Below are 24,731 nucleotides of genomic sequence, written 5' to 3' on the forward strand. Positions count from 1 at the left end.
CTCTCGGACACTAATACGACAAATTACTACCACAGGAAACCCCATGAGGACTCTGATTAAAGCGCGCTGGGTCATTGCGTTCGAGCAAGGGCGCCATTGCGTGATCGACAACGGCCAACTCGTCTACGAAGGCGAACATATCATATACGTGGGTACTCATTACGAAGGACAAGTGGACCAGATCATTGAGGCACCTGACAGCGTTCTGGCTCCCGGCTTTATTGATACCCATGTCCACTCCGGTCACCGGGCCCTGCATAAACTTCTAGCCGACGGTGGCCGCCCTGCATTATTCGGCCAGCCTTATATGGACGTGACCATTGCACGCAAAGGCACACAAATACGCGGCTACCCCAACTATCTGGATCAAGAGCAAGCAGCAAAAGATCCCGGCATTGCTCTGCATGCCGCCTTTACTGCCGCCGAGCTGCTGCGCAACGGTGTCACCACCTTTGTGGAGCTGGGGGGACACGTCATCGTCCAGGAAGCATTGTGGGCTCAATGCGAGGCCTTAGGTATTCGTGGATACCTGGGCCCCGGCTACGATAGTGGCCGATGGCAATCCGATGACAAGGGGCAGCTCGAACGCATCCCGTATCCGGATCAGGGCGAACAGCTTTTCCAGGATGCCCTGACTTTTATTCGCCGTGCACAAGCCCATGAGTCCGACCTGATTCACGGCATTCTGGTCCCCCGCGAAATCGAAAACTGCAGCCTCGACCTATTACGTCAAACCGTACGTGCAGCCGATGAATTGAAACTGCCTATGGCCACACATGCTGGCTACAACGTGATTGAATTTATGGAGACCGTCCGTGAACACGGCCTGACTCCTATCGAGCTGCTGAACCATGTCGGGATGCTGCGTCCCACCTTGAATATCGGACATGCCAACCTGATCTCCAATAATCCAAAAATGAATTACTCAGGTGGGGACGATCTGGGTTTGATGGGGCAGAAGAAAGTCTCCATCTCACACTGTCCGGTCAATATTGTGCGTCGGGCTCGCACGCTGGATAACTGGAAAGCGTATCGCCAGGCAGGAGTCAATATCACAATCGGCAGCGATACCTACCCACGCGACATGTTCATGAACATGCGGACCGCTTCCTACCACGGAAAAGTCATGAGCCATGACCTGACCGCGGCCAGTGCTGCTGAAGTATTTGAAGCAGCCACCTTGGCGGCTGCACGTTCCTTGGGTCGGGACGACCTGGGACGGTTAGCTGCCAATGCCCGAGCAGACATGATTCTGGTCCGTATAGGCCGAGGCGATGTCCTGCGCTATGGCCCAATTTGGGACCCTATCCGCAGCATGGTTGAATGCGGCATCGGCGACGACGTGGATACCGTCATCTGCAATGGCAGAGTCAGCATGCGAGGCGGGGTCATACCAGAGGTGGACCTGCCAGCCTTGCGCCGTCAGGTTCAAGATTTTGCCGAAGACATCTGGCCCAACCTGCAAGACTGGGATCAGCTCAAACGCAGTGCGCAAGATATGTGTCCCATCAGTCGCTGCACACATCTATAAAAAACACCCTCGTTGAGGAGACAAGACATGATCAAAAAAACAGCTCTCGCTATTGTCGCAACGGCTTTACTAAACACACTCTCGATTGCACAGGCACAGCAGGTAGACTTTCCGCAAGGCCCTGTGCGTGTCATCGTTCCCTATGGGGCTGGCGGAAGCGCGGACATTCTGGCACGAGCCGTCAGCGACAAGCTGACTCAATTATGGGGACAGACTGTCATCGTAGAAAACAAGCCAGGCGGTATAGGTACGATTGGAATCATGAGCGTGGTCAAGTCAAAGGCTGACGGCTACACCCTGGTATCGGTGCCCGTGTCTGACTTGGCTGTTAATCCACACCTCTACAAAAAACGGTCTTTTGATGTGTTGAAAGATCTGGATCCCGTCAGTCAGGTAGGTTCTGTGCCCAATGTCTTGATCACTAACCCGGCACTGAAACTGCACAGCACGGCTGATTTAATCAAACTCGCCCGGCAACCCGGACAAAACTTGACCTACAGCTCTCCTGGCGTGGGTAGTCAGGCACATTTAGCCGCCGAGGTATTTGCGCGCAAGCATGGGCTGACACTTAACCATATTCCCTATAACAGCGTCTCGGCTGCCATTACCGACGTAGCAGGCGGCCATGTGGATCTGATGTTTGCGCAACTACCCAGCGCCTTGGGCTTTATCCAAGGAAAAACGGTGACTCTATTGGGTATCGCCGCTCAGCAGCGCAGTCCGCTACTGCCAGATACCCCCACGCTGACTGAGTCGACTGGCGAGACATACGGCGATTTTATTTCGTGGTCCGGACTGATGGCGCCAGCAGGCACACCCATAGATATACGCGAAAAAATTGCGCGTGATCTTAAGCATGTAATGGACAACACAGATCTCAATCGCGTATTAGCCAGTTCAGGGACGGTGGGAATAGGTAGCACACCGCAGCAGCTAGATGCCGCCATACACGAAGACTACGATCGCTATGGACGCATCATTACCGACCTGAAATTGGTCTTGGACTAGATAAAAATGGGGGAATGTAGATGGTGGGCGGTACAAGGTTCGAACTTGTGACTTCCACCGTGTGAAGGTGGCACTCTACCACTGAGTTAACCGCCCGAAGCTTTCAAGAACTGAAAAGCTGCGAAGAAAGAAACTATAGCATGGCCCTGCTTGCCTGACAAGTTTTGGGCCTGCTATTTTTATGCGGCCATCACTCCGCCGAGGGGTTCAACATCTCGCGCCACAAGGGTGCTTTTTTATTCTGCTTTTCCAGCACGTCCATATACTTTTCGTGCTCGGCCTGATCGGCTTCCGAAGCACGCAAGACTTTCAGCACACTGGTATCAAACTTGCCCAGGCTCAAATCGCTGCCGTCGCCGCCTTCTCCGCCTGACTCGTCAAAGTCCATTAACAAGGCATCCTGACCGCGCGTCATGGCCAGCCAGACATCGGCCAGCAATTCCGAGTCCAGCAAGGCGCCGTGCAAGGTGCGGTGCGAGTTGGAAATACCGTAGCGTTCGCACAAGGCATCCAGCGAATTGCGCTTGCCCGGATGCATTTCCCGCGCTACCAGCAAGGAGTCGGTAATGGTGTCGCAGTAATTGGAAAATGGCTTCTTGCCTACTTTCTGCAGCTCAGCATCCAGAAAGCGCGTATCAAAGGAGGCGTTATGGATGATGACTTCGGCACCGTTCACAAAGTCCAGCACCTGATCCACCACATCCTTGAAGCGCGGGTGTCCGGCCAGGAACTCGGTAGTCAAACCGTGAATGGCCAAGGCTTCCGGGTCTGAATCCCGATCCGGGTTCAGATAAAGGTGCAGGTGACGGCCCGTCAATTTACGGTTGAACAGCTCTACTCCACCCACCTCGACAATGCGGTGCCCCTCGCGCGGCTCCAGACCGGTGGTTTCAGTATCCAGAATAATTTGACGCATTCACTTTCCCTACACAAATTCAATCAAGGTCACTGCCTTCAACAAGGTAGCGGCATTATTGCCTGCCACCCCGGATACAGTGGTCCAGTCGTTTAGACAGACGCCTCGGGCTTATCAATCAGTTCCAACTGCTTGTCCTGCCCCACCTTCTTGCCTGCAATCAAGGTGTATGCCACCGGCACCACAAACAAGGTGAGCAAGGTTCCCAGGGACAAACCGCCCACCAGCACCCAACCAATTTGCTGACGGGATTCGGCACCTGCCCCGGAGGCATAGGCCAGCGGCAAGACACCCAGCACCATGGCGCCGGTTGTCATCAAGATGGGGCGCAGGCGCATCTCGCAAGCGCGCACCACGGCATTGTACAAACTGGCCCCGGCTTCGCGTTGCTGGGTGGCAAACTCCACAATCAAGATACCGTGCTTGGTAATCAGGCCGACCAGCGTAATCAAACCGATCTGGCTATAGATGGACAAGGTTCCGCCCGATAACCACAGCGCCAGCAAGGCCCCCGTCATGGACAAGGGCACGGACAGCATGATGATGAGCGGATTGCGCCAGCTTTCAAACTGCGCGGCCAGCACCAGATAAATAAAGGCCAGGGCCATCAGGAAAACCAGATAGATGCTGCCCGAAGAGTCACGGAACTCCCGCGACTGCCCATCCAGGTCCGTCTGCACGGTTTCCGGCAAGGTCTTGCGGGCCACCTCGTTCATGTGCTCCAGCACTTCACCCAGGGCATAGCCGGGTGCCACCGAGGCTTCCACAATCACCGCCCGCAACCGGTTGAAGTGGTTCAGCGATTGTGGCGACACGCTTTCGCGCACCTTCAGGAAGTTGGAGGCCTGCACCATGCCACCGTCTTTGGTGCGCACGTAAATATCCAGAATATTTTGCGGGCTGGAGCGAGCCTGTTTGTCGACCTGCACAATCACATCGTACTGTTCGCCATCGCTCTTGTAGCGCGTCACCTGACGGCCACCCAGCATGGATTCCAGTGTGCGGCCAACCGCTTCCACTGACACGCCTGTGTCAGCCAGCTTGTCGCGGTCTACATCAATGCGGATTTCCGGCGTGTTCAAACGCAAGTCGGTATCCACGTTCAACAGGCCTGGATAGTCCTTCAGCTCGGCCAGGAACTCGTCCACGATCTTGGCCAGCTCCGGATACGGGGCCTGACTCATGATCACGAACTCCACTGGCTTGGACGTAGCCCGCTGCCCCAAGGACGGCGGGTTGGTCGGGAAGGCGCGCGCCCCCGGAATCGCCGAGAAATGCGGCTGCAGTTCACGCGCAATGGATTGCTGATTGCGTGTGCGCTCCTCCCAGGGTTTCAGACGCAGAATCGCAAAAGAGTCGGTTACGGTCGGGAAACCAATAACGGACTGGTAGCCCTCTGTTTCCGGTATGCCGCGATACAACTCTTCCACCCGCTCCACATTGTGCAAGGTGTAATCCAGTGTGGCTCCTTCAGGCGAATTCACAATCCCGAAGATCACCCCCCGGTCTTCAATCGGAGCCAGTTCACTTTTGATGACGGTAAACAGCAGGCCACTGGAGGCCGCGACCGCGACACCAATAAGCAAGACCAGAAAGCGCCAGCGCAAGGCACGAATCAGAACGCGACGATAGCCACGGGTCAACCAGACCAGGAAGTTCTCTATGCTCTGACTGACGCGGCCCACTTTTGCACCATGCGGGCGCAACATGCGCGAGCACATCATGGGAGTCAGGGTCAGCGCAACAAAACCGGATACCAGCACGGCGGCGGCCAGGGTCAGGGCAAACTCGATAAATAATCGCCCGGTACGGCCTGTGGCGAATGCCAGTGGCGCGTACACCGCTACCAGCGTCAGCGTCATGGCAATCACGGCGAAGGCAATTTCACGCACACCCAAAAAGGCCGCCTGCATGGCCGTCTTGCCCTCTTCGATATGGCGGTACACGTTCTCCAGCACCACAATCGCATCGTCCACCACCAAACCAATGGCCAGCACCATCGCCAGCAAAGTCAGCGTATTGATGGAAAAACCCAGCATATACATGATGGCGAAGGCACCGATCAGAGAGATCGGAATCGTCACAATGGGGATGACACTGGCACGGAAGCTGCGCAGGAAAAAAACGATCACCAGCACCACCAGCAAGATCGCTTCGGCAATGGTGGTGTACACCGAATCAATGGATTTCTGAATGAAGATGGAACTGTCGTAAGACACGGCCAGCTTCATATTGCCCGGCAAGCTCTCGTTGATGCGCTCGACTTCGGCACGCACGGACTTGGACAGGTCCAGCGGATTCGCGGTGGACTGCTTGGTCACACCAATGTTCAGACTGTTCTGGCCGTTAAAACGGGCCAATACCCGCTCTTCGGCTGGCCCGATACGCACGTCGGCAATATCGGAGATACGTACCGGATAACCCGCCACCTGGCTGATGATGATGTCGCGAAACTCATCGGGCGTTTCCAGGTCCGTCGAAGACACCACAGAAAACTCGCGTGCATCGGACTCGATCCGGCCAGCCGGGATCAGCACGTTCTGCTTGCGCAGGGCATCTTCCACGTCTTGCACGGTTAACTGATACGCCCCCAGGCGGGTACGATCCAGGTCGATACGCATGGCGGGCAAGCGTTCGCCAAACACACGCACTTCGGCCGCACCGGGCAAAACCGACAAACGTGTCTTGATATAGCGGTTGATGTAGTCCGAGGCCTCCAGCATGCTGTAGTCGCCGGTGTCCACACCTACATAAATAATCGGGGTAGAGTCCGCCTCCACCTTGTTGATGATGGGTTCGTCCACCTCATCAGGCAAAAAGCGACGGGCCCGCGAGACCTTGTCACGCACGTCCGCGGCGGCCGCATCAGGGGCTCGGTCCAGATTGAATTTAATGTTGATCAGGCTGCGTTCGGAACGACTGCGTGACGTCATCACGTTCACGCCTTCAATACCGGACAACTGGTCTTCCAAAGGCTTGGTGACCTGGGACTCGATCACCTCCGGTGAGGCCCCTTTATAGTTGGTGATGACGGACACCACCGGCTCGTCGATGGCGGGGTACTCGCGTACGGTCAGGCGTTCATAGGAAATGAAACCAACCAGCACAATCACCAAAGACAGAACCGTGGCGAATACCGGGCGACGGATACATAAATCAGAGAGAACCATGATTCCGTCCTATTGCTGCGGCTGGGTTTGTACGTCGATCACTTCCTGAATATCGACAGGCACCCCATCACGGACTTTTTGCAGCCCCGCCACCAGCACATTGTCCCCGGCTTTCAGATCGCCTGTGACTTGCACCCAACCCTGCTCGCGCACACCAATCTGTACCTGACGGCGCTCTGCCCGGCCGTCTTTCACAATATAGATGTACTGATCCTGGCCGGAAGGGGCCAGTGCGGTTTCAGGCACCATCAAGGCCTGATAGCGCGACAGCTCCAGCCGTACGCGGCTGAACAGTCCCGGACGCAAGGCACCATCTTCATTAGGCACTTGAGCCCGCAACAAAATAGAGCGACCTGCTGTATCCACCGCCGGGCTGACGGCCAGCACAGTGCCTTTGCGTGTCTCGCCCAGAAAGGCATCAAAGCGCAGCTCTACCGGCATACCGGGCTTCACATCAGCCAAGTATTGTTCGGGAATACGGAAATCCACATTCAGGATAGAGACGGCTTCCAATTGCACCAGATCGGTGCCCGGCCCCACATAATCACCCACCGACACATTACGCAGTCCGGTGACGCCATCGAAAGGAGCACGAATACGGGTTTTATCCAGATGCACACGCGCCAATTGCACTTCGGCTTGCTGGACTGCCAAGCGACTGCCGGACTCGTCTTTGGCTTGCTGGCTGATGAAACCCTGACGACTCAGTTCCGAAGAACGCTTGTGCTGGCTATTAGCCAAATTCAAATTGGCCTGTGCCTGATTCAACTGCGCCTGCGCCATCGCCGGGTCCAGTTGAATCAAAAGCTGACCTTTCTTGATGGGCTGGCCTTCTTCAAAGCTGATCGCCGAAATACGACCGCTGATCTCAGGGCGCAAAACCACGGATTCCCTGGCGACCAGGGTTCCAACGGCGGCCACATCACGAATCAACTCACTTTGCCGCACTGGCAGTACTTCCACCCGGGTGGCCTCAGATTGAGCCCAAACAGGTGTGCTGCTTGCAAACAGGACGAGAAACAGAGAAAAAATCGTGGGGCGCAGCGTGGAAATCATGGGCGGCTTATCCTGACCGGCCAGGCCGGTGAAGCTGTCTGACAAAATATGACGAGTGGCTAATAGTACTATCAGCGGGCTTAGAATCTGCCCAAGATCTTATAACTGCCTGGCTATTTCCACCCCTTCATTGGCCAGTTGATCCGCCCTTTCATTCCCGGGATCGCCCGCGTGGCCACGCACCCAAAGCCAGGTCAGTTCATGCTTGGCCGCCTGCTTTTCCAGTTCCTGCCACAGGTCAGCATTCTTGACGGGCTTTTTATCTGCCGTGCGCCAGCCGCGTGCTTTCCAGCCGGGCAGCCATTCGTTCATGCCTTTTTGTACGTACTGGGAATCCGTATGCACGCGTACCTGACATGGGCGTTTCAGGACTTTCAAAGCCTCGATCACCGCCAGCAGTTCCATACGATTATTCGTGGTGTCAGCCTCGCCACCGCAAATGGCTTTTTCACGTCCGCCGTGACGCAGCAGAGCGCCCCAGCCCCCTAATCCCGGATTGCCCTTGCAGGCGCCGTCGGTCCAAATATCCACAACATCAGTCATATCTTGCTAATTCCTTCATCGGCAGCGCGTCCTGCCACCACCATAGGCCGACGCACACGCCGACGACTTTTTTTCCACTTGGGCCCAACCATGCGCAAGGCGGGCGTTCGCTTGACCGCGCTAATCATATAGACGGCCCCCGCAAAGCTCCACCAGCGCGCACCACTTTGTTCCATCCAGCCCCAGCGATCCAGCCAGACCTGCTGACGGCACAGGGGCGCATAGCAGCCCATCTGCGTGCTTTGCACATCAAAGGACAAGAGCTTTAACCAGTCTCGCAAGCGCGAGGTCGACAAGACATCACCCGGCAAGGTGGGCGTGCCCCGTTCCAGGCCCGGAATCCAGTCATGGGCGCCCCACAAACTCAAAGGGTTGAAACCGGTCAGGATAATGCGACCTTCAGGCACCAGCACACGCTCGGCCTCGCGCAAAACCTGGTGAGGGTCGCTGGCGCTTTCCAGCGTATGAGGCAGAACTAAAAGATCAATGCTTTGCGTATCAAAAGGCAGATGTTCGGGCTCGGCATACACCAGATTCTTCTGGCTGGCTGGCAAGACCCCGGCCTGGGCCGTGCATACCTTGCAGGAGACCCGGCTATGCGCCAGCAGGTCCCAATGCGGCAATCCAATTTGTATGGCATGATACCCGAAGGCGTTGACCACCTCGGCTTCGACCCGGGCTTGTTCCCAGGCTCGCACATATCGCCCCGGTACGGTTTCCAACCACTGGGCAAATTGATCATTCAAAGTCTGCTCCACTGGCGCTCTCTCCCTCTACCATGATGAATACATTTACCTGGCCTGCGCCAAGCGATGTTCGCCTGATCCCACTGCCTGCCCTGAACGACAACTATATCTGGGCTTTAGCGCGCAATGGTCATGCTTTGGTTGTGGACCCCGGTCAGGCCGCCCCGGTTCTGGACTGGCTGGCAAGCGAGTCCTTACAACTGGATGCTATTTTACTGACACACCACCACGGTGACCATGTCGGGGGTGTCATGGATATCCTGGCCCAGCATCCGGCCCGCGTGTGGGGCCCGGCCCACGAGCGTCTGCCTGCCTGTGACGTGCGTGTCGGCCAGTCTGACAAGGTTGAATTACCCACTCTGGAATTGACGCTGGACGTACTGGATATCCCGGGCCATACCGCCGGACACGTTGCGTACTTTGGTCAAAATGAGGTAAAACAGCCCTTTGTTTTCTGTGGTGATACCTTGTTTGCCGCCGGTTGCGGACGCCTTTTTGAAGGCACCCCGGCACAAATGACAGATTCCCTGGGCAAGTTGGCAAAGCTGCCATCGGACACCCTGATCTGCTGTGCGCACGAATACACCTTATCCAATTTACGCTGGGCTCTACAGGTAGAGCCGGACAATCCCCAACTGCATGAGCGTTGGGAACAGGATAAGCTCAAGCGTCAGCAAAACTTGCCTACGGTGCCATCCACCCTGAAAACAGAATTGGCTACCAATCCATTTCTGCGTTGCGAGACGACTGCTGTTATTCACGCTGCCGAGCACTATGCCGCTCAGTCCCTGGATAATCCTGTCGAGGTATTTGCCAGCCTGCGCGACTGGAAAAATAATTTCTGAAGATTCCGCAATGAACCTACTGAGACTTTTCGCGCTGCTATGCGCTTTCGTGCTGGCAGGCTGCGCCACAGGCCCCAAGGTCAGTCCGCAAAAAGCCGCCAAGACCACCACCAGCATTGCCGCCGATACGTCTCGTACGATTGACCTGACCCACCCTCCCAAAGACGCCTGGGACCGGATGCGCCGCGGATTCTCCATACCCAACCTGCATACCGATCTGGTCGATTACTGGACCAACTACTACGCTTCGCACCCCGAATCCATCCGCACCATGAGCCAGCGCGCCTCGCGCTATCTGTACCACATCATGGACGAACTGGATGCTCGCGGCCTGCCTTCCGAACTGGCCTTGCTACCGTTCGTGGAAAGCGCCTACAACCCCGTCGCGTATTCGCGCTCCCATGCCTCTGGCCTGTGGCAGTTCATCCCCAGCACCGGCACGCAATACAAACTGGAGCAAAACTGGTGGGTAGACCAGCGCCGCGACCCAGTCGAATCCACCCGCGCCGCTCTGGATTACCTGTCTTACTTGTACGAATTCCAGGGCGACTGGTATTTGGCTCTGGCTTCTTACAACTGGGGTGAAGGTTCCGTACGCCGCGCCATGGAGCGCAATGAACAGGCAGATCTGGGCGTTGACTACTTATCCCTGAAGATGCCGGACGAAACGCGCAATTACGTCCCCAAACTGCAGGCGATCAAAAACATTGTGGCCAACCCCGAGCGCTACGGCATCACCCTGCCTGCGGTCAGCAACACGCCTTACTTTACGGCTGTACGCAAGACCAAAGACATTGATGTAGCCCTGGCTGCCGAGCTGGCTGAAATCTCCGTGGACGAATTCAAGGCCTTGAATGCCGCCCACAACCGCCCCACTATTCCGGCTGATCGCAGCACCTTGCTGCTGCCTGCCAATAAAGTCGATATCTTCAACGCCAATCTGGCCGCCTACCAAGGCAAGCTCAGCAACTGGAAAGCCTACCAGTCCAAACGCGGCGAAAGCTATCTGTCCATTGCCCAGCGCCACGGCATTACCTTGTCGCAACTGCGCTCCATCAACGGCTTAGGTAGCAAGAGCACCAAGGCCGTCGCCCAGACCTTGCTGGTCCCCAGCACGACCCTGGGTGAAGGCAGCCTGCAATTGGCCTCCCTGACCAACACCCCCGCCGCCCCTGTGGCCCAGAGCACTCGCCGGGCCCGTACACAAACCGCCAGCATCAACCGCAATAACGACACCGTTGTGTTGCGTCGTGGCGCCAACGTACGTACCCATACGGTCCGGCAGGGCGATACACTTTACGCCTTGGCGAAACGCTACGACACTTCGGTGGCCGAACTGCGACGCCTGAACAATATCAAAGGCAGCTCTCTTTCCAGGGGTACACGTTTGCGTGTTCCCGGTTCCAATATTCGTGGCTAGTCCACCCACTATTACATAAAGGATTTTCAGCATGGGTTTCCTGCAAGGAAAACGCATCCTGGTCACAGGCGTCCTCTCGAACCGCTCCATTGCATACGGGATCGCGCAAGCATGTCGCCAACAAGGTGCTGAGATTGCCCTGACCTATGTGGGCGAGCGTTTCAAAGAGCGCGTTGAAGGCTTTGCCCAGGAACTGGGTACCGATATCGTGTTGCCCTGTGACGTGTCCGAAGACGATCAAATCGAGCAAGCCATTGCCTTGCTGGGCGAGCGCTGGGACGGTCTGGACGGCTTGGTGCATTCGATCGGTTTTGCACCGCGCGAAGCCATCGCCGGTAACTTCCTGGACGGCTTGTCGCGCGAATCGTTCCGTATCGCCCACGACATTTCCGCCTACAGCTTCCCCGCTCTGGCCAAAGCCGCCCTGCCTTTGCTGAAAGGTCGCAAAAGCTCGGTGCTGACACTGACCTACCTGGGTGCTGAAAAAGCGATCCCCAACTACAACACCATGGGTGTGGCCAAGGCGGCTCTGGAAGCCTCGGTGCGCTACCTGGCTGTGGCCCTGGGCGAGTACGGCATTCGTGCCAATGCAATCTCGGCCGGTCCTATCAAGACCCTGGCTGCCAGCGGCATCAAGGACTTCTCTACCATTCTGAAATTCGTAGAGACGCACGCTCCCTTGCAGCGCAACGTCACCATCGAAGAAGTGGGCAATGTCGCCTCCTTCCTGATGTCCGAATTGGCCAGCGGCATTACGGGCGAAATCACGCACGTGGATGCAGGCTTTAACTGCATCGTCCCCGGCATGCAGGAATAAGGCTTACCACCAGCAGACGCCACTAAGCGTCATGACGGTCAAAAGGAACAGACTTTCGCGCTGTTCCTTTTTTTTTGGCCTTGAGTCAGCCCAGCAAGACCCAACACCACCCCTGCTCCAACTTGGCAAAAGTGTGTCATCAAAGCATTTTGCATTACGCAGACAAGGCAGATAGCACCCGCGCTGACGCGGCTGAAATTTGCTCTACAAGCTTCTTATATAAGCAATAAAAAACATAAATAAATCAGTACACTGACTTTCTCGTTTTCCCTAGTAGGATAAAAAAATAATCTGTGAATAATATTTATGTCAGTGCACTGACTATTAAAGTATAAAAAATCAATCACAGAACTCGATTCTCGAGGAGACACAATGTTCCAACGCCAACCGCGTCTGCTGGCCCTGGCTGGGCTTTTGCTGAGCTGTGCAATGCTGGCCCCCTCCACCGCCAGCGCGAATAAACCGATCGAAATTATCGTCACCTTCCCACCTGGAGGGGGCACGGATTTACTGGCCCGCCTGGTCGGGAATTACTTCAACGAAGAGCTCGGCCAATCTGCGATTGTGGACAACCGTCCCGGTGCCAGCGGCAATATTGGTGCACGTATGGTGGCCCAACGCCCAGCCGACGGTCAGTCACTGCTGATGGTCAACAGCTCCTTCGCAGTCAATCCGGCCGTTTTCGACAAGCTGCCTTTTGACCCCAAAAATGACTTCACAGCCGTCTCCAATTTCGCCTTCGTTCCCTCTGTAGTGATTGTGCCGGCCAACTCCCCCTACAAGACACTGAAAGACATGCTCACGGCCGCCAAAGAAAAACCAGGGGAAGTGTTCTTTGGCTCTTGCGGCAACGGCACTCCACAACATCTGGCCGGTGAAATGCTCAACGAAGCAGCAGGTGTGGAAATGGCACACATTCCATACAAAGGCTGCGGCGGTGCTCTGAACGATGTGATGGGTGATCAGGTTGGTTCCGCTTTCGTCACCGCTTCCAGCACCCTGCCCTTCATTGAAAGCGGGAAGGTACGAGCCTTGGCGGTGACCTCGGCAGAGCGTAGTCCCCTGCTCGCCGATGTGCCCTCCATCGCCGAGCTTGGCTACCCAGGTTATGAGCTGAATCAATGGCATGGACTCCTGGCACCCGCCGGTACTCCAGAGCCTGTGGTGCAAAGACTGCACGAAGCCATAGAAAAAATCATTGCGCGCGACGACGTGAAAGCAAAACTGGAAAGTTTGGGCTACACAGTCGCGCACGACGGCCCCGCCCAGTTCCAGGCAATGATCAATAACGACATCGATCGATTCCGGGAACTGGCACAAAAAATTGGACTGACCATCAACTAAGGATTCACCATGAGCAAACTGAAGTTAAGCGTATCGATTGGCAACTACGACCGTACCCAGGCCTTGAAAGACGGGCGTGTTGGAATTGAGGGTTGTGATATCAATGTTGTGTCCCTGGAGCCCGAGGAAGCCTTTCACCGCGCATTCCGCTACGAAGAGTTCGATGTAACGGAAATCTCCATGAGCAGCCACATGATGACCACTGCTCGTGGCGACAATCAGTACGTGGGTATTCCAGCTTTCCTGTCGCGCGTCTTTCGCCATTCCGGCATCTATGTGCGCACTGATCGTATTCGCAAGCCCGAAGACCTGAAAGGCAAAATCATTGGCGTGCCCGAATACCAGATCACCGCCAACGTCTGGATCCGCGGCATATTGCAAGATGAATTCGGTATCCGCCCCAATCAGATCAAATGGGTGCGGGGGGGAATTGAAGAACCAGGCCGGGGCGAGCGCTCTCCCATTGATCTGCCAGCGGACATCAGTCTGGAGCAGATCCCGGATGACCGCACCTTGTCGGACATGCTGGAAAAAGGCGAAATCGACGGATACATCGGAGCACGGGCACCCTCATGCTTCTTGCGCAACGCTCCCAATGTGGGCCGCCTGTTCGGGGATGAATACCTGGAAGTAGAAAAAGACTATTTCCGCCGCACGGGTATCTTCCCGATCATGCATATGGTTGGCATCCGCAAGTCTCTGGTGCAGGAGAACCCCTGGCTACCCGTCAGCGTGTACAAGTCCTTTCTGAAGGCCAAAGAGCTGGCTGTACATGAACTGAACGAGCTGTGCCATCTGGCCGTCACCCTGCCATGGATGGTGCACCATCACAACGAGGCCAAAGCCTTGATGGGTGAAGATTACTGGCCCTACGGTCTGGAAGCCAATCGCCACACAATCCAGACCTTTGCCCAGTACCACCACGATCAAGGTATGTCGCAACGCCTGGTCAAGCCCGAGGAACTGTTCGCGGCCTCCTCGCTGGATCTCTCCAAGATATAAGGCAAACACCGGCATGAAGGCTCCTGTTTTCAATTACTACGCTCCCGACACGCTAGCGCAGGCCTTAGAGCTACTGTCCATTAACGATAACGCCCGTGTACTGGCCGGAGGCCAGTCCATGCTGGCCATGCTCAATATGCGCTTCGCATTCCCCGATGCGCTGGTCGATATCAACACGCTGCCCGAGCTGTCTTACCTGCAAGAGCAGGACAATGGCGATATCGCCATTGGCTCCATGACACGCCAGCGCGATATTGAGTTCTCCGACCTGGTGGCAACACGTCTTCCGCTCTGGAAGGATGCCATCCTGAACGTCGGGCATCGTCAGACTCGCAATCGCGGGACCGTGGGCGGCAGTCTTTGCCAACTGGACCCTTCTGCCGAAATACCAACGGTCTGCATGGCAATGGACGCCGTACTGACGGTAGCCAGTACACGTGGAGAACGAACAATTTCCATGGCCGATTTCCCGGCAGCCTACATGACCCCCAACATGCAGGCTGATGAGTTGCTGACCCGCGTACAGGTTCAGCCCTGGCCCGCCAAGCACGGCTGGGCGTTCCTGGAGTTCTCCCGTCGTCATGGCGACTTCGCTATCGTGTCCTGCGCTGCCTTGCTATTGCTGGACGAGGCAGGTGCAGTCTGTCGCGCCAGCATCACTCTGGGTGGAGTAGGTGCATTTCCCCTTCGTATGACCGAGGCAGAAAACTCCCTGCTGGGCACCTCGGCCAGCCCTTCAGATATTGCTCTGGCCGCCGAACTATGTGGTCAGGTCGATGCCTCCAGCGACAGCTATGTCCAGGGCTGGTATCGCCAGCGACTGGCCAAAGAATATACGGCGCGCGCCCTGCGGCTAGCGCTCTCTCGTACAGGACAACGGCATGAGTAACCCCCTTCCTTCGGGCAGTCGCCCCATCACACTGTGTGTCAATGGTCGAAACCTGACAGCCAGTGCCGAACCTCGTGTCAATCTGGCAGATTTCCTGCGCCACAACCTGGGTTTGACAGGAACCCATGTTGGCTGTGAGCACGGCGTCTGCGGCGCCTGCACCGTACAGATCGACGGCCACTCCGCACGCAGTTGCCTGATGCTGGCTGTACAAGCTCAAGGCAAGTCTATCCGCACCATTGAAGGCCTTGCTGACGATCAAGGCCGCTGGCACCCCATCCAGGAAGCATTCCGCGAACTGCATGCCCTGCAATGCGGCTTCTGTACACCAGGCATCCTGATGTCAGTGGTCGAGCTGCTGGAGAACCACAGCGACCCCAGCCCAGAGCTGATACGCGATGTGCTGTCTGGTCATCTATGCCGCTGTACTGGCTACCAAAATATTGTGCGCGCGGTACAAAAAGCCGCTGCCGCCATGAGAGCCAGCCATGCACATGAATGATCCCCACCAGATGGAACAAGCTGCCCCCGGCATGGGGCACTCTTTTCTGCGCCTGGAAGATGAAGCCTTGTTGACTGGGCAAGCCCAGTTTCTGGATGACATCCCCATGGAGGGTGTATTGCATGCCTGCTTCGTACGTAGTCCCCACGCGCACGCACGCATTCGCTCCATCGACCTGTCGGCGGCCCAAGCGCTGCCCGGCGTACACGGAGCATTTACCGCTCAGGACTTGATGGGCGAATTAACCCATTGGCGCATGCCATTGGGCTTTGCTTTTGCCGTGCTGCCCGAAAACACCGTCCCCTTTGTCCTGGCACGCGAGGAAGTGGCCTTCGTTGGCGAAGCAATCGCTGTGATCGTCGCTCAGTCCCGTCACCTTGCCGAAGATGCTGCTGCGCTCGTGGCTATCGACTACGAAGTCCTGCCCGCAATTTCTGACGTACGCCAGGCGCTCGAACCGGATGCTCCTCTGGTACGCACCGAGCTGCAAAGCAACAGCCTGCAAAACTACACACTGGCCTATGGGGACATAGACGCCGCCTTCCTTGATGCAGACATCATTATCGAGGAATCATTTTCAGCCCATCGTGGCTGTGCTCACCCCATCGAGGGGCGCGGCGTGCTTGCACGGCTGGATCCTGCCGGCAACGAGTTGACTGTTTGGTCTTCCACCCAGATGGCACACGAACTGCATTACACCCTGGCCCTGATGCTGGGCCATCGTGAGGATCAATTGCGCGTGGTCACCCCTGATGTTGGGGGCGGCTTTGGCGCAAAGTTCATGATCTATCCTGAAGAGATAGTCATTCCAGCCGTGGCCCGTCTGCTACGCCGCCCTGTCAAATGGGTGGAGGACAGGCGCGAGAACTTCCTGACCTCCATCCAGGAACGTGATCAGTTCTGGTCCATTTCCATGGCTGCCAACAAGAGCGGCCACATACTAGGCCTGCGCGGCAACTTCATCCATGACCACGGAGCCTATACGCCGCAGGGCACCAATGTTCCCTACAACGCGGCCTCATCCATGACCGGGCCCTATGTCGTCCCGGCCTTCAGTCTGACGGTTGACGTGGCCTACACCAACAAGGTGCCTGTCGCTACCGTACGCGGCGCTGGCTATCCGCAAGCTGCTTTCGTCATGGACAGGCTAATGGACCGACTCGCGCAGCATATCGGTATGGACCCCATACGCTGCCGCGAACTGAACCTGATTCCAGCCGCAAAAATCCCCTACACCAAACCGCTGAAATCTCGGGCGGGGATACCACTGGTTATCGACAGCGGCGACTTCCCTCGCATGCAAGCCATGGCAGAGCACGCCATGGACCGCGACGGTTTTGAGCAACGACGACAAGAAGCGCTCGCCCAAGACCGCTACCTGGGCCAGAGTCTGGCCAATGCCGTCAAACCTACGGGTCGCGGTCCCTATGAGTCCGCCACCGTCAAGATTTTCCCCTCAGGCCGAATTGCTGTTTTCACCGGCGCCCTGGCCATGGGCCAAGGTATCAAGACCTCACTTGCGCAGATCTGTGCAGCACATTTCGGGGTAGAACCGGAAGGGATAGACATTCATGCTGGCGACACACGCCACATTGGTGTTGGGATGGGTGGTTTCGCAAGCCGCCAGGCAATTATGGCCGGCACAGCCGTTGAACAAGCCTCCCGGCAACTGCGCCACAAGGTACTGCTAGCAGCAGCGGCGGTTCTGAAGGTCCCTCAAGATACCCTGGATATTTCTTATGGCATCGTCCGCAGCAGTGCGACTACGACGACCATCAGCCTGGCTAGGCTGGCCATGGAACTCAAGGGCGTGCCGGGCTACAGCTTGCCTATAAAGACAGACCCGGGCCTGGAGAGCACCGCCCATTTTCACTGCGACGAGCAAACCTACGCAGGCTCCACACATGCTTGTGAAGTGGAGGTCGATGCGAGCACGGGCGCTATCCACATCACACGCTATCTGGCTGTGCAAGATTGCGGCAAGCTCATCAACCCGATGATCGTGGAAGGCCAGGTCGTAGGCGGTGTAGTCCATGGACTGGGCAATGCCTTGTTCGAGCAGATGGCCTACGACGCCGAAGGTCAGCCTTTATCCACCACTTGTGCCGAGTATCTTCTGCCTACCGCCCCCGAGGTGCCGAACATCGAAGTGCTGTTCTGCCCCTCCCCCACGCACTTGAATCCGCTAGGAGTCAAAGGCGTGGGCGAATGCTCCACCATCGCCGTCGCCGCCGTCGTGATCTCAGCAGTGGAGCAGGCACTGGCACCACTGAACGTGCGTATCAATGAGTTCCCGATCAGCCCTATGCGACTACTGGAACTGATCGATCAGGCCACGCAACAGACACAATAAAACAGGAACGCTGCCATGAATTTCAAAAACCGGTTTCATATTCCTCTACCACTGGATCAAGCATGGGCACTGATGCTGGACGTGCCGCGCATCATGCCCTGCCTGCCCGGTGCCAAACTGACAGATGTATTGGACGGCAACAAATACCAGGGGTCGGTTTCGGTCAAACTGGGCCCAATCAAACTGTCTTTCGACGGAACGGCCGAGCTCGTAAAAACCGATGAGGAAAACCATATTGCTTATCTGCGTGGTGCCGGTCTGGACCCCAAGGGACGAGGCTCAGCCAGTTCAGACTTCAGCTTCGCGCTGACACCGTCAGCAGAAGGGGGGACCAATGTGGAAGTCAGCACAGAACTGACCTTGTCAGGCGCTGTGGCTCAATATGGACGCGGCAGCGGCATGATCGCCGAAGTGGCCGGGCAAATCCTGGGGCAGTTCGAGCGCAATCTTGCACGAATGGTGCAAGGTGACGCCAATCCTGCACCATCGTCTGACACTCCCATCCCCAGCAGCAACCAGACCATGACAGCGGCACCTGGCGGAGCAACTGCCAGTATTCCGTCAATGACGGCCACACCCGCTTCCACGCTGGACGCCCAAGCCATTCTCTATCAGTCCCAGGCCGTGCTGGCACAAACTCAGCAGTTACAGGCACAGATGCAACAGACCCTGCTGCGCCTGCAAACACAAAGACGACCGCAGGATGACGGCGCCGGGGAGTTAAACATGCTGTCTATCGGGCTCAAGGCCTTCTGGTCACAGATCCGCTATCGAGTGGGGAGACTGTTTGGGCGCAAGGACCCTGCATAAAAGCCGTAAACACGCTAAGCGCCATAACCCGGCGCTTAGCAGGTCGTAGCATCAATCATTAAGCTCCATCCAGAAATCCACTGATTTAAATAAAAAAGTTTTTATTTAAAAATAAAACAGCATACTGATTATATTTTTCAGCAAGTCGGGAAATAACTTATACATTGAGCATGGACAGCACCGGGTAGAAACGAATACAAAATAAGATCCAGCCCCTGCCGGGGCTTGCCCCATCACCAGCCTATAGCATCGCAAGCCATGGGTTCTTAATGCCTGACTTATCTATGAAGAATCACACCAAGTTAAAGCAAGAGGAACAATTTCAATCCGACAAAGCCGAATCTCTCGGCCCAATCAAAGAGGAAAATGCCGAACTGTTTCGGCAAAAGTTATGGTCGCGGTCCGGCTTCCTGATCAGGCGTCTGAACCAAATTCATTACGCCATGTTCTACGAAGAGTGCAAAAGCGATATCACCCCAGTACAGCACGGGGTACTCTCCGTTTTAATGGGCTCACCCTGGCTAGACCAAACCACTATTGGCTATGAACTGGGCCTGGATCGCACGACCTCCGCTGAAGTCATCCGCCGTCTGGAAGAAAAAGGATTACTGAACCGGCGCGTAAACCCAGATGACCGCCGTTCGCGTCAAACCTATATTACCGAGGCGGGCCTGGCCATCATGCAAAAGCTGAGCGCTGGAATGAACAACGCACAGGAACGCTTGCTGGACCCTCTAACGGCCAAACAACGCCAGGTATTCATGGATCTGCTGACCCGTATTGTGGAGCACAACAATCAATATGGGCGCGCTGCTCTAAGGAATATGTAGTCCGACCATAACGTCCAGCACAAGCTCGACATATCCCATTTTTTACTCAAACCATTATTCGCCCTGCGCGCCCTCTTCGACAAAATCGCTACGCAAAATCCCATGGCGCTGCAGCTTGTCGTAAAAGGTTTTGCGCGGGATACGCAGATCCTGCAAGGTTGCCTTGATATCGCCACGGTGTCGCGCCAGAGCCTGGCGTATCTGCTGCGACTCGAACTGCTCAATCCGCGCAGGCAAGCTCAAATCTTCGGTATCCAGATCCTTGATATCCACATGCGGCACACCCAGCACTTCTCGTTGCGCAAAGTGGGCCAGCTCGCGCACATTGCCCGGCCAGTGATGCGTCTGCATATATGTCAGGCTGCGTGCATCGGGCATTTTCTGAGGCATTCCGTACTTTTTGGCCGCCAAAGCCGCAAAGTGCGCGAAGAGCATGGGAATGTCCTCTTTACGCTCTCTTAATGGCGGCAAGCGCAGGGTCACGACGTTCAGGCGGTAATACAGATCAGCGCGGAAATTCGCACGCTGGGCTGGATCAGCCAAGTCCACCTTGCTGGCGGCGACGACCCGAATATTGACCGGATGCTCTTCGTTAGAGCCCAGAGGGGTGACGCAGCGTGTTTCCAGCACCCGCAGCAAGCGCACTTGCGCAATCATGGGCATGCTCTCGATTTCATCCAGAAACAGCGTGCCTTGATGGGCATGTTCCACACTGCCGACACGCCGCCGTTGCGCTCCGGTGAACGCTCCCGGTTCGTGGCCGAACAGTTCGCTTTCAATAATGGTTTCGGGTAAGGCTCCGCAATTGAGCGCCACAAAACGATGCTGGGCTCGAGCGCTCCAACGGTGCAGCAACATGGCGACCACTTCCTTGCCGGTGCCCGTCTCCCCTTCTACCAGCACATCTACATCGGACTGGGCCAGATGCCGCAAGGTAGCGCGCAGATTGATCATGACTTCCGAATTACCCAGCAGCGCCGGGCCTTGACCATCCTCGTCCAGTTCCTCGCGCAAGGCCCGGTTCTGCAAGACCAGGCTGCGCTGCATGGCGGCATGGCGTATCACTGTCAGCAAACGCTCGGCCTGATAGGGTTTGGTCAGAAAATCAAAAGCACCATCGTGCATGGCTTGCACGGCCATATCGATATCGCCATGGCCGGTAATCAGGACCACAGGCTGCTCGGGATCGCGGGCATGCAAGGCGCGCATCAGCGTCAGGCCATCCATGCCCGGCATACGGATGTCTGTGACCACCACGCCGGGATAATCCTTGGGCAGACGGCTCAAGGCCTCCTGACCGCTGGCACAGGCCAGGACTTTCAGGCCCGCCAGTTCCAGACTTTGCACCACCGCGGCACGCAGGTCCGCGTCATCATCTACAAATGCAACTTCCATGCTTATTTCTCTCCCTGGCCCAAATCGCTATCGGCATTGCGCAGCACGATATGAAACGTGGCACCGCCCAGGCGCGACGGCCCTTCTTCCAAACGGCCACCCAGGGCCGCCACAATATCGTGCGAGATCACCAGCCCCAAACCCACGCCTTGACGGCGGCTGGAGCTAAAGGGGGTGAACAGACGCTGACGGATTTCCGGACTCAAGCCGGGTCCGTTGTCTGACACCACAATGCGCACATGCTGATTTTCAGTCATCACTTCAAGACGAATACGCCCGTGCTCGCGGCCTTCCAGCGCGTCCAGCGCATTGCGTAACAGATTCACCAGCACTTGCTCCAGACGCACGGGCAAAGCCCACACCCGTACCGGCTCGCTCATATCGGCCAGTTCCAGATCCACGCCTTGTGCGCGTGCCCTGTGCTCCAGCAACTGCCAGGCGCTATCGACCGCTGCCCTTACCTGCACCGGGCCCTCTTGCTCCTGGGGTTTGCGGGCGTAATGGCACAGTTGGGAGGTGATGCTGCCTATACGCTGGGTCAGTGTCTGAATACGGGACAGATTCTGGCGAGCCGTCTCTAGCTGCCCCTGCTCCAGAAGGCGCGAGGTGTTATCGGCATACACCTCAATCGCCGCCACAGGCTGATTGATCTCGTGGGCGACTCCAGCAGTCACCTGCCCCAGAAAAGACAGTTTCTCTGCCTGCTCCAATTGCTCACGCAGATCACGGGCACGCGACCGGGCCTCATGCAAGGCCCGCATCTCTTGCTCCAGACGCAGGCGAGCCACCTGCAACTGGGCGGTACGCGATTCTACGGCGTCTTCCAAGGCATCCCGCAACAAGGCCTGCTGCTCCTGAGACTCACGACGCTGCTGATTACGCTGCAGCCCCAAGGCCGTCAGCACCAGCGCCGCAAACAGCAAGCCCATCACCATCAAACGGGATTGGAATGCCTGGGTTTGCAGGGCGGCATTCATGGGGGCCATCGCATGCAACGTCCAATCACTGCCCATCACGGGCTGCTGCACGTGCAAGAAGCGCTCCGGCCCCAGCGTCCAGAAAGAGGCTCGTCCGTCAGAGTCCGACCTGTTCAGGCCCACAGGCTCCAGGGGCTCGTCCCCAAACTGCTGACTGGCCCGTACTTGAGTCAGTTGCTCCGAAGCCGCTTGATTCAGGCTATGCAAACGCCAGTCCGGTTCACCGCTTAACAGAATCACTCCATGCGGGTCCGTCACAAACATGCGATCCCCGTAGCCGCCCCACTCTTCTTCCAGCAAATCAAACACCAGCTTGATCACCACCACGCCCACCGCTTTGCCATCCTGATCCTGCACCATGCGGGAGATGTACAAACCGGCCTTGCCGCTGGCAGTCCCCAGCGCAAAGTATTCGGCATGCCCTTGCTCCAATGCTTTGGTGAAGTAGGGGCGGAAACCGTAATGATTGCCCACGAAGCTGTCGGGTTCCTGCCAGTTACTGGACACCAGCGTCTGGGAATGAATATCCAGCAGATACAAGACGGGGGCCCCTGTGTCCTCGGCCAATTGCTGGAACTTGCGGTTCAGGACCCCGGCATCGCTATAGGCAGGATTGCCCATCAGGTATTGGCGCAGAGCCTCGTCCTGAGCCAAGGCAAAAGACAAAGTGCGGAATTTGTCGCGAATTGTCCGGATCCAGCCCGCATTACCGCGCATCAGGGAATCCAGCCGCTGCTCGCTTTGTATCAGCAAACGGGCCGTGCCCAAATCGGCCGAGCGCCAAAAGGCAAACAGCCCCAGCACTACAGCCAAGATCAGCAGCAATAACCATTCGAGTCTGAAACGACGCCGCAAACCCGAGGAAACCGGAATGGAGTTCATGAAACTTGTGCGAGATTTCGCCAAAAAATAATAAGGCCTGTGCGGATTTTCGCACACATTAGCCGCAAGCGGGAAAGCCGCCTGCCCACAAGCCGCTTATTTGCTGGTTTTCCTCGGTGGAGCAGATTGGCACGGATGTTGCTTTAGTCATGAGCTTATGGGCCGGGGCAAAGACTTCGGCGCGCGTAAACCGCCTGCCTACACAAAATTCCAAGCAGGCTATTAGCCGACTCCAAAGTCGGCTACATCAAGTCACGGAGACGACATCATGATGGATATAAGCACAGGAGACCGTTCGGTACCCCAGATCGTCCGCATCAAGTGGTATCGGATTTTGTACGTCCAAGTCATCATCGCCATCACTATCGGGATTTTGCTGGGCCACTTTTACCCCTCGCTGGGCGAGAGCATGAAGCCCCTGGGCGATGCCTTCATCAAGCTGGTCAAGATGATTATTGCGCCCGTTATTTTCCTGACAGTGGCCACCGGCATTGCCGCCATGACCGACCTGCAAAAAGTGGGCCGTGTGGTGGGCAAGGCCATGATTTACTTTCTGACCTTCTCCACGCTGGCCTTGATTGTGGGTCTGGTAGTCAGCAACGTGGTGCAACCCGGCCACGGCATGCACATCGACCCCAGCACCCTGGATCCCAGTTCCATCCAGGGCTATGTCCAGCAAGCCCATGACAGCACGCTGACGGGCTTTTTGATGAACATCATCCCGGCCACCCTGATCAGCCCCTTTACCGGCGGCGACATCCTGCAAGTGCTGTTTGTGGCGGTGTTGTTCGGTATTGCCCTGGCTGCGGTAGGCGATCACGGCAAACCCGTACTCAAGTTTCTGCAAGCCCTGATGGCTCCGGTCTTCAAGCTGGTCGCTATTTTGATGAAGGCCGCTCCCGTGGGCGCGTTCGGTGCCATCTCCTTCACCATCGGTAAATACGGTATTGAATCCGTATCCAGTCTGGCCCTGCTGGTCGTGACTTTTTACGTTACCTCCGTGCTCTTCGTGCTGGTCATTCTGGGTGCGGTTGCCCGCTACAACGGCTTTTCCATTACCAAGCTGATTCGCTACATCCGCGAAGAATTGCTGCTGGTGCTGGGCACCAGTTCTTCCGAGGCTGCTTTGCCTACCCTGATGCAGAAGATGGAGCGCGCAGGGTGTGCCAAGTCGGTGGTGGGCCTGGTTGTGCCAACCGGCTACTCCTTCAATCTGGACGGCACCAATATCTACATGACCATGGCGGCTCTGTTCATTGCCCAGGCTTGTGATATTCCACTGACCTTGCAACAGCAGATTCTGCTGTTGCTGGTGGCCATGCTGAGCTCCAAAGGGGCTGCTGGTGTGACCGGTGCCGGTTTCATCACTCTGGCCGCTACGCTGTCAGTCGTGCCTTCGGTACCTATTGCCGGTATGACCTTGATTCTGGGTATTGACCGCTTCATGTCTGAGTGCCGCGCCCTGACCAATCTGGTGGGCAATGCGGTTGCCACTATTGTGGTTGCCCGTTGGGAAGGCGAACTGGATACCGATCAGCTCAACAGCGCCATGAACGGCGAATTGCCTCCACTGGATACCAGCATCACTGTGCATCAGCGTGGTGAAGTGGGGATTCCCGCACAAGAGGCTAGCGAGCCGCGCGCTACCGCTACCGCTACGGCCTGATCCGGGCACTTAAAAAAAAAGGCCGGTTT

The 24,731-nt window shown here is 56.6% G+C and carries 20 protein-coding genes and 1 tRNA gene; 13 read left to right on the forward strand and 8 right to left on the reverse strand.

Features of this window, described 5'->3' with window-relative positions; genetic code table 11:
• Window positions 1-43: 43 nt before the first annotated feature.
• Both JYG33_RS09830 and JYG33_RS09835 read left to right on the forward strand, forming a co-directional pair.
• Entirely contained in the window at window positions 44-1,531 is a 1,488-nt protein-coding gene (locus JYG33_RS09830) for a chlorohydrolase family protein (RefSeq protein WP_207872066.1), read from the forward strand.
• 27 nt (window positions 1,532-1,558) lie between these two features.
• Window positions 1,559-2,539: a tripartite tricarboxylate transporter substrate binding protein gene (locus JYG33_RS09835; protein ID WP_207872069.1), complete on the forward strand. Its 981-nt coding sequence runs from the start codon at window positions 1,559-1,561 to the stop codon at window positions 2,537-2,539.
• Between the two features lie 21 nt (window positions 2,540-2,560).
• On the opposite strand, the gene JYG33_RS09840 is transcribed toward JYG33_RS09835, so the two are convergent.
• From JYG33_RS09840 to JYG33_RS09865, 6 genes are all read right to left on the reverse strand, one after another.
• A tRNA-Val gene (locus tag JYG33_RS09840) sits at window positions 2,561-2,635 on the reverse strand.
• A gap of 94 nt (window positions 2,636-2,729) precedes the next feature.
• The gene (gene dnaQ / locus JYG33_RS09845; protein ID WP_207872072.1) at window positions 2,730-3,455 is read right to left on the reverse strand and encodes a DNA polymerase III subunit epsilon; all 726 of its coding nucleotides are present in this window, start codon (window positions 3,453-3,455) and stop codon (window positions 2,730-2,732) included.
• A 92-nt stretch (window positions 3,456-3,547) separates the two neighbouring features.
• Window positions 3,548-6,625 carry an efflux RND transporter permease subunit gene (locus JYG33_RS09850; protein WP_207872075.1) on the reverse strand — a complete coding sequence of 1,026 codons (3,078 nt, stop codon included), beginning with the start codon at window positions 6,623-6,625 and terminating at the stop codon, window positions 3,548-3,550.
• 9 nt (window positions 6,626-6,634) lie between these two features.
• Entirely contained in the window at window positions 6,635-7,681 is a 1,047-nt protein-coding gene (locus JYG33_RS09855) for an efflux RND transporter periplasmic adaptor subunit (RefSeq protein WP_207872079.1), read from the reverse strand.
• A 99-nt stretch (window positions 7,682-7,780) separates the two neighbouring features.
• Window positions 7,781-8,224 carry a ribonuclease HI gene (rnhA, locus tag JYG33_RS09860; RefSeq protein ID WP_207872082.1) on the reverse strand — a complete coding sequence of 148 codons (444 nt, stop codon included), beginning with the start codon at window positions 8,222-8,224 and terminating at the stop codon, window positions 7,781-7,783.
• The gene (locus JYG33_RS09865) at window positions 8,221-8,982 is read right to left on the reverse strand and encodes a methyltransferase domain-containing protein (protein WP_207872085.1); all 762 of its coding nucleotides are present in this window, start codon (window positions 8,980-8,982) and stop codon (window positions 8,221-8,223) included. Before JYG33_RS09865 ends, rnhA begins: the two co-directional genes overlap by 4 nt.
• A gap of 20 nt (window positions 8,983-9,002) precedes the next feature.
• Between JYG33_RS09865 and gloB the strand changes: the two genes are divergently transcribed.
• From gloB to JYG33_RS09915, 10 genes are all read left to right on the forward strand, one after another.
• Window positions 9,003-9,815, forward strand: coding sequence for a hydroxyacylglutathione hydrolase (gloB, locus tag JYG33_RS09870; protein WP_207872087.1), 813 nt, complete (start codon window positions 9,003-9,005; stop codon window positions 9,813-9,815).
• Window positions 9,816-9,825: 10 nt separating this feature from the next.
• Window positions 9,826-11,235 (forward strand): transglycosylase SLT domain-containing protein, encoded by a 1,410-nt coding sequence (locus JYG33_RS09875; RefSeq protein WP_207872090.1) that lies wholly within the window; start codon window positions 9,826-9,828, stop codon window positions 11,233-11,235.
• Between the two features lie 31 nt (window positions 11,236-11,266).
• Window positions 11,267-12,052, forward strand: coding sequence for an enoyl-ACP reductase FabI (fabI, locus tag JYG33_RS09880; protein WP_207872093.1), 786 nt, complete (start codon window positions 11,267-11,269; stop codon window positions 12,050-12,052).
• Window positions 12,053-12,481: 429 nt separating this feature from the next.
• Window positions 12,482-13,396 carry a tripartite tricarboxylate transporter substrate binding protein gene (locus tag JYG33_RS09885; RefSeq protein WP_323178748.1) on the forward strand — a complete coding sequence of 305 codons (915 nt, stop codon included), beginning with the start codon at window positions 12,482-12,484 and terminating at the stop codon, window positions 13,394-13,396.
• A gap of 9 nt (window positions 13,397-13,405) precedes the next feature.
• Window positions 13,406-14,398, forward strand: coding sequence for an ABC transporter substrate-binding protein (locus tag JYG33_RS09890; protein ID WP_207872099.1), 993 nt, complete (start codon window positions 13,406-13,408; stop codon window positions 14,396-14,398).
• Between the two features lie 13 nt (window positions 14,399-14,411).
• Complete coding sequence (locus tag JYG33_RS09895) at window positions 14,412-15,287, forward strand: xanthine dehydrogenase family protein subunit M (RefSeq protein ID WP_207872102.1); 876 nt, start codon at window positions 14,412-14,414, stop codon at window positions 15,285-15,287.
• Window positions 15,280-15,789 carry a (2Fe-2S)-binding protein gene (locus tag JYG33_RS09900; RefSeq protein ID WP_207872105.1) on the forward strand — a complete coding sequence of 170 codons (510 nt, stop codon included), beginning with the start codon at window positions 15,280-15,282 and terminating at the stop codon, window positions 15,787-15,789. The genes JYG33_RS09895 and JYG33_RS09900 overlap by 8 nt, the downstream gene beginning before the upstream one ends.
• Window positions 15,782-18,142 carry a xanthine dehydrogenase family protein molybdopterin-binding subunit gene (locus tag JYG33_RS09905; RefSeq protein WP_243430138.1) on the forward strand — a complete coding sequence of 787 codons (2,361 nt, stop codon included), beginning with the start codon at window positions 15,782-15,784 and terminating at the stop codon, window positions 18,140-18,142. Before JYG33_RS09900 ends, JYG33_RS09905 begins: the two co-directional genes overlap by 8 nt.
• 15 nt (window positions 18,143-18,157) lie before the next feature.
• Window positions 18,158-18,952 carry an SRPBCC family protein gene (locus JYG33_RS09910; protein WP_207872111.1) on the forward strand — a complete coding sequence of 265 codons (795 nt, stop codon included), beginning with the start codon at window positions 18,158-18,160 and terminating at the stop codon, window positions 18,950-18,952.
• Window positions 18,953-19,221: 269 nt separating this feature from the next.
• Complete coding sequence (locus JYG33_RS09915; protein WP_207872114.1) at window positions 19,222-19,782, forward strand: MarR family transcriptional regulator; 561 nt, start codon at window positions 19,222-19,224, stop codon at window positions 19,780-19,782.
• 54 nt (window positions 19,783-19,836) lie between these two features.
• Here the strand turns inward: JYG33_RS09915 and JYG33_RS09920 are convergent, their stop codons facing one another.
• Together JYG33_RS09920 and JYG33_RS09925 are read right to left on the reverse strand one after the other, a co-directional pair.
• Window positions 19,837-21,177 carry a sigma-54 dependent transcriptional regulator gene (locus JYG33_RS09920; protein WP_207872117.1) on the reverse strand — a complete coding sequence of 447 codons (1,341 nt, stop codon included), beginning with the start codon at window positions 21,175-21,177 and terminating at the stop codon, window positions 19,837-19,839.
• A gap of 2 nt (window positions 21,178-21,179) precedes the next feature.
• Entirely contained in the window at window positions 21,180-23,036 is a 1,857-nt protein-coding gene (locus JYG33_RS09925) for an ATP-binding protein (RefSeq protein WP_243430139.1), read from the reverse strand.
• Window positions 23,037-23,304: 268 nt separating this feature from the next.
• On the opposite strand from JYG33_RS09925, the gene JYG33_RS09930 reads away from it, so the two are divergent.
• Window positions 23,305-24,702: a dicarboxylate/amino acid:cation symporter gene (locus JYG33_RS09930; RefSeq protein ID WP_207872121.1), complete on the forward strand. Its 1,398-nt coding sequence runs from the start codon at window positions 23,305-23,307 to the stop codon at window positions 24,700-24,702.
• Window positions 24,703-24,731 lie beyond the last annotated feature (29 nt).

This window comes from Alcaligenes sp. SORT26 (genome assembly GCF_017377875.1).
Lineage (GTDB): Bacteria > Pseudomonadota > Gammaproteobacteria > Burkholderiales > Burkholderiaceae_B > Alcaligenes > Alcaligenes parafaecalis.

What these genes read in the sequence shown, in the direction of transcription:
- JYG33_RS09830 (WP_207872066.1), top strand. Translation starts at nt 44, where the DNA reads ATGAGGACTCTGATTAAAGCGCGCTGGGTCATTGCGTTCGAGCAAGGG.
- JYG33_RS09835 (WP_207872069.1), top strand. Translation starts at nt 1,559, where the DNA reads ATGATCAAAAAAACAGCTCTCGCTATTGTCGCAACGGCTTTACTAAAC.
- dnaQ (WP_207872072.1), bottom strand. Translation starts at nt 3,455, where the DNA reads ATGCGTCAAATTATTCTGGATACTGAAACCACCGGTCTGGAGCCGCGC.
- JYG33_RS09850 (WP_207872075.1), bottom strand. Translation starts at nt 6,625, where the DNA reads ATGGTTCTCTCTGATTTATGTATCCGTCGCCCGGTATTCGCCACGGTT.
- JYG33_RS09855 (WP_207872079.1), bottom strand. Translation starts at nt 7,681, where the DNA reads ATGATTTCCACGCTGCGCCCCACGATTTTTTCTCTGTTTCTCGTCCTG.
- rnhA (WP_207872082.1), bottom strand. Translation starts at nt 8,224, where the DNA reads ATGACTGATGTTGTGGATATTTGGACCGACGGCGCCTGCAAGGGCAAT.
- gloB (WP_207872087.1), top strand. Translation starts at nt 9,003, where the DNA reads ATGATGAATACATTTACCTGGCCTGCGCCAAGCGATGTTCGCCTGATC.
- JYG33_RS09875 (WP_207872090.1), top strand. Translation starts at nt 9,826, where the DNA reads ATGAACCTACTGAGACTTTTCGCGCTGCTATGCGCTTTCGTGCTGGCA.
- fabI (WP_207872093.1), top strand. Translation starts at nt 11,267, where the DNA reads ATGGGTTTCCTGCAAGGAAAACGCATCCTGGTCACAGGCGTCCTCTCG.
- JYG33_RS09885 (WP_323178748.1), top strand. Translation starts at nt 12,482, where the DNA reads ATGCTGGCCCCCTCCACCGCCAGCGCGAATAAACCGATCGAAATTATC.
- JYG33_RS09890 (WP_207872099.1), top strand. Translation starts at nt 13,406, where the DNA reads ATGAGCAAACTGAAGTTAAGCGTATCGATTGGCAACTACGACCGTACC.
- JYG33_RS09895 (WP_207872102.1), top strand. Translation starts at nt 14,412, where the DNA reads ATGAAGGCTCCTGTTTTCAATTACTACGCTCCCGACACGCTAGCGCAG.
- JYG33_RS09900 (WP_207872105.1), top strand. Translation starts at nt 15,280, where the DNA reads ATGAGTAACCCCCTTCCTTCGGGCAGTCGCCCCATCACACTGTGTGTC.
- JYG33_RS09905 (WP_243430138.1), top strand. Translation starts at nt 15,782, where the DNA reads ATGAATGATCCCCACCAGATGGAACAAGCTGCCCCCGGCATGGGGCAC.
- JYG33_RS09910 (WP_207872111.1), top strand. Translation starts at nt 18,158, where the DNA reads ATGAATTTCAAAAACCGGTTTCATATTCCTCTACCACTGGATCAAGCA.
- JYG33_RS09915 (WP_207872114.1), top strand. Translation starts at nt 19,222, where the DNA reads ATGCCTGACTTATCTATGAAGAATCACACCAAGTTAAAGCAAGAGGAA.
- JYG33_RS09920 (WP_207872117.1), bottom strand. Translation starts at nt 21,177, where the DNA reads ATGGAAGTTGCATTTGTAGATGATGACGCGGACCTGCGTGCCGCGGTG.
- JYG33_RS09925 (WP_243430139.1), bottom strand. Translation starts at nt 23,036, where the DNA reads ATGAACTCCATTCCGGTTTCCTCGGGTTTGCGGCGTCGTTTCAGACTC.
- JYG33_RS09930 (WP_207872121.1), top strand. Translation starts at nt 23,305, where the DNA reads ATGATGGATATAAGCACAGGAGACCGTTCGGTACCCCAGATCGTCCGC.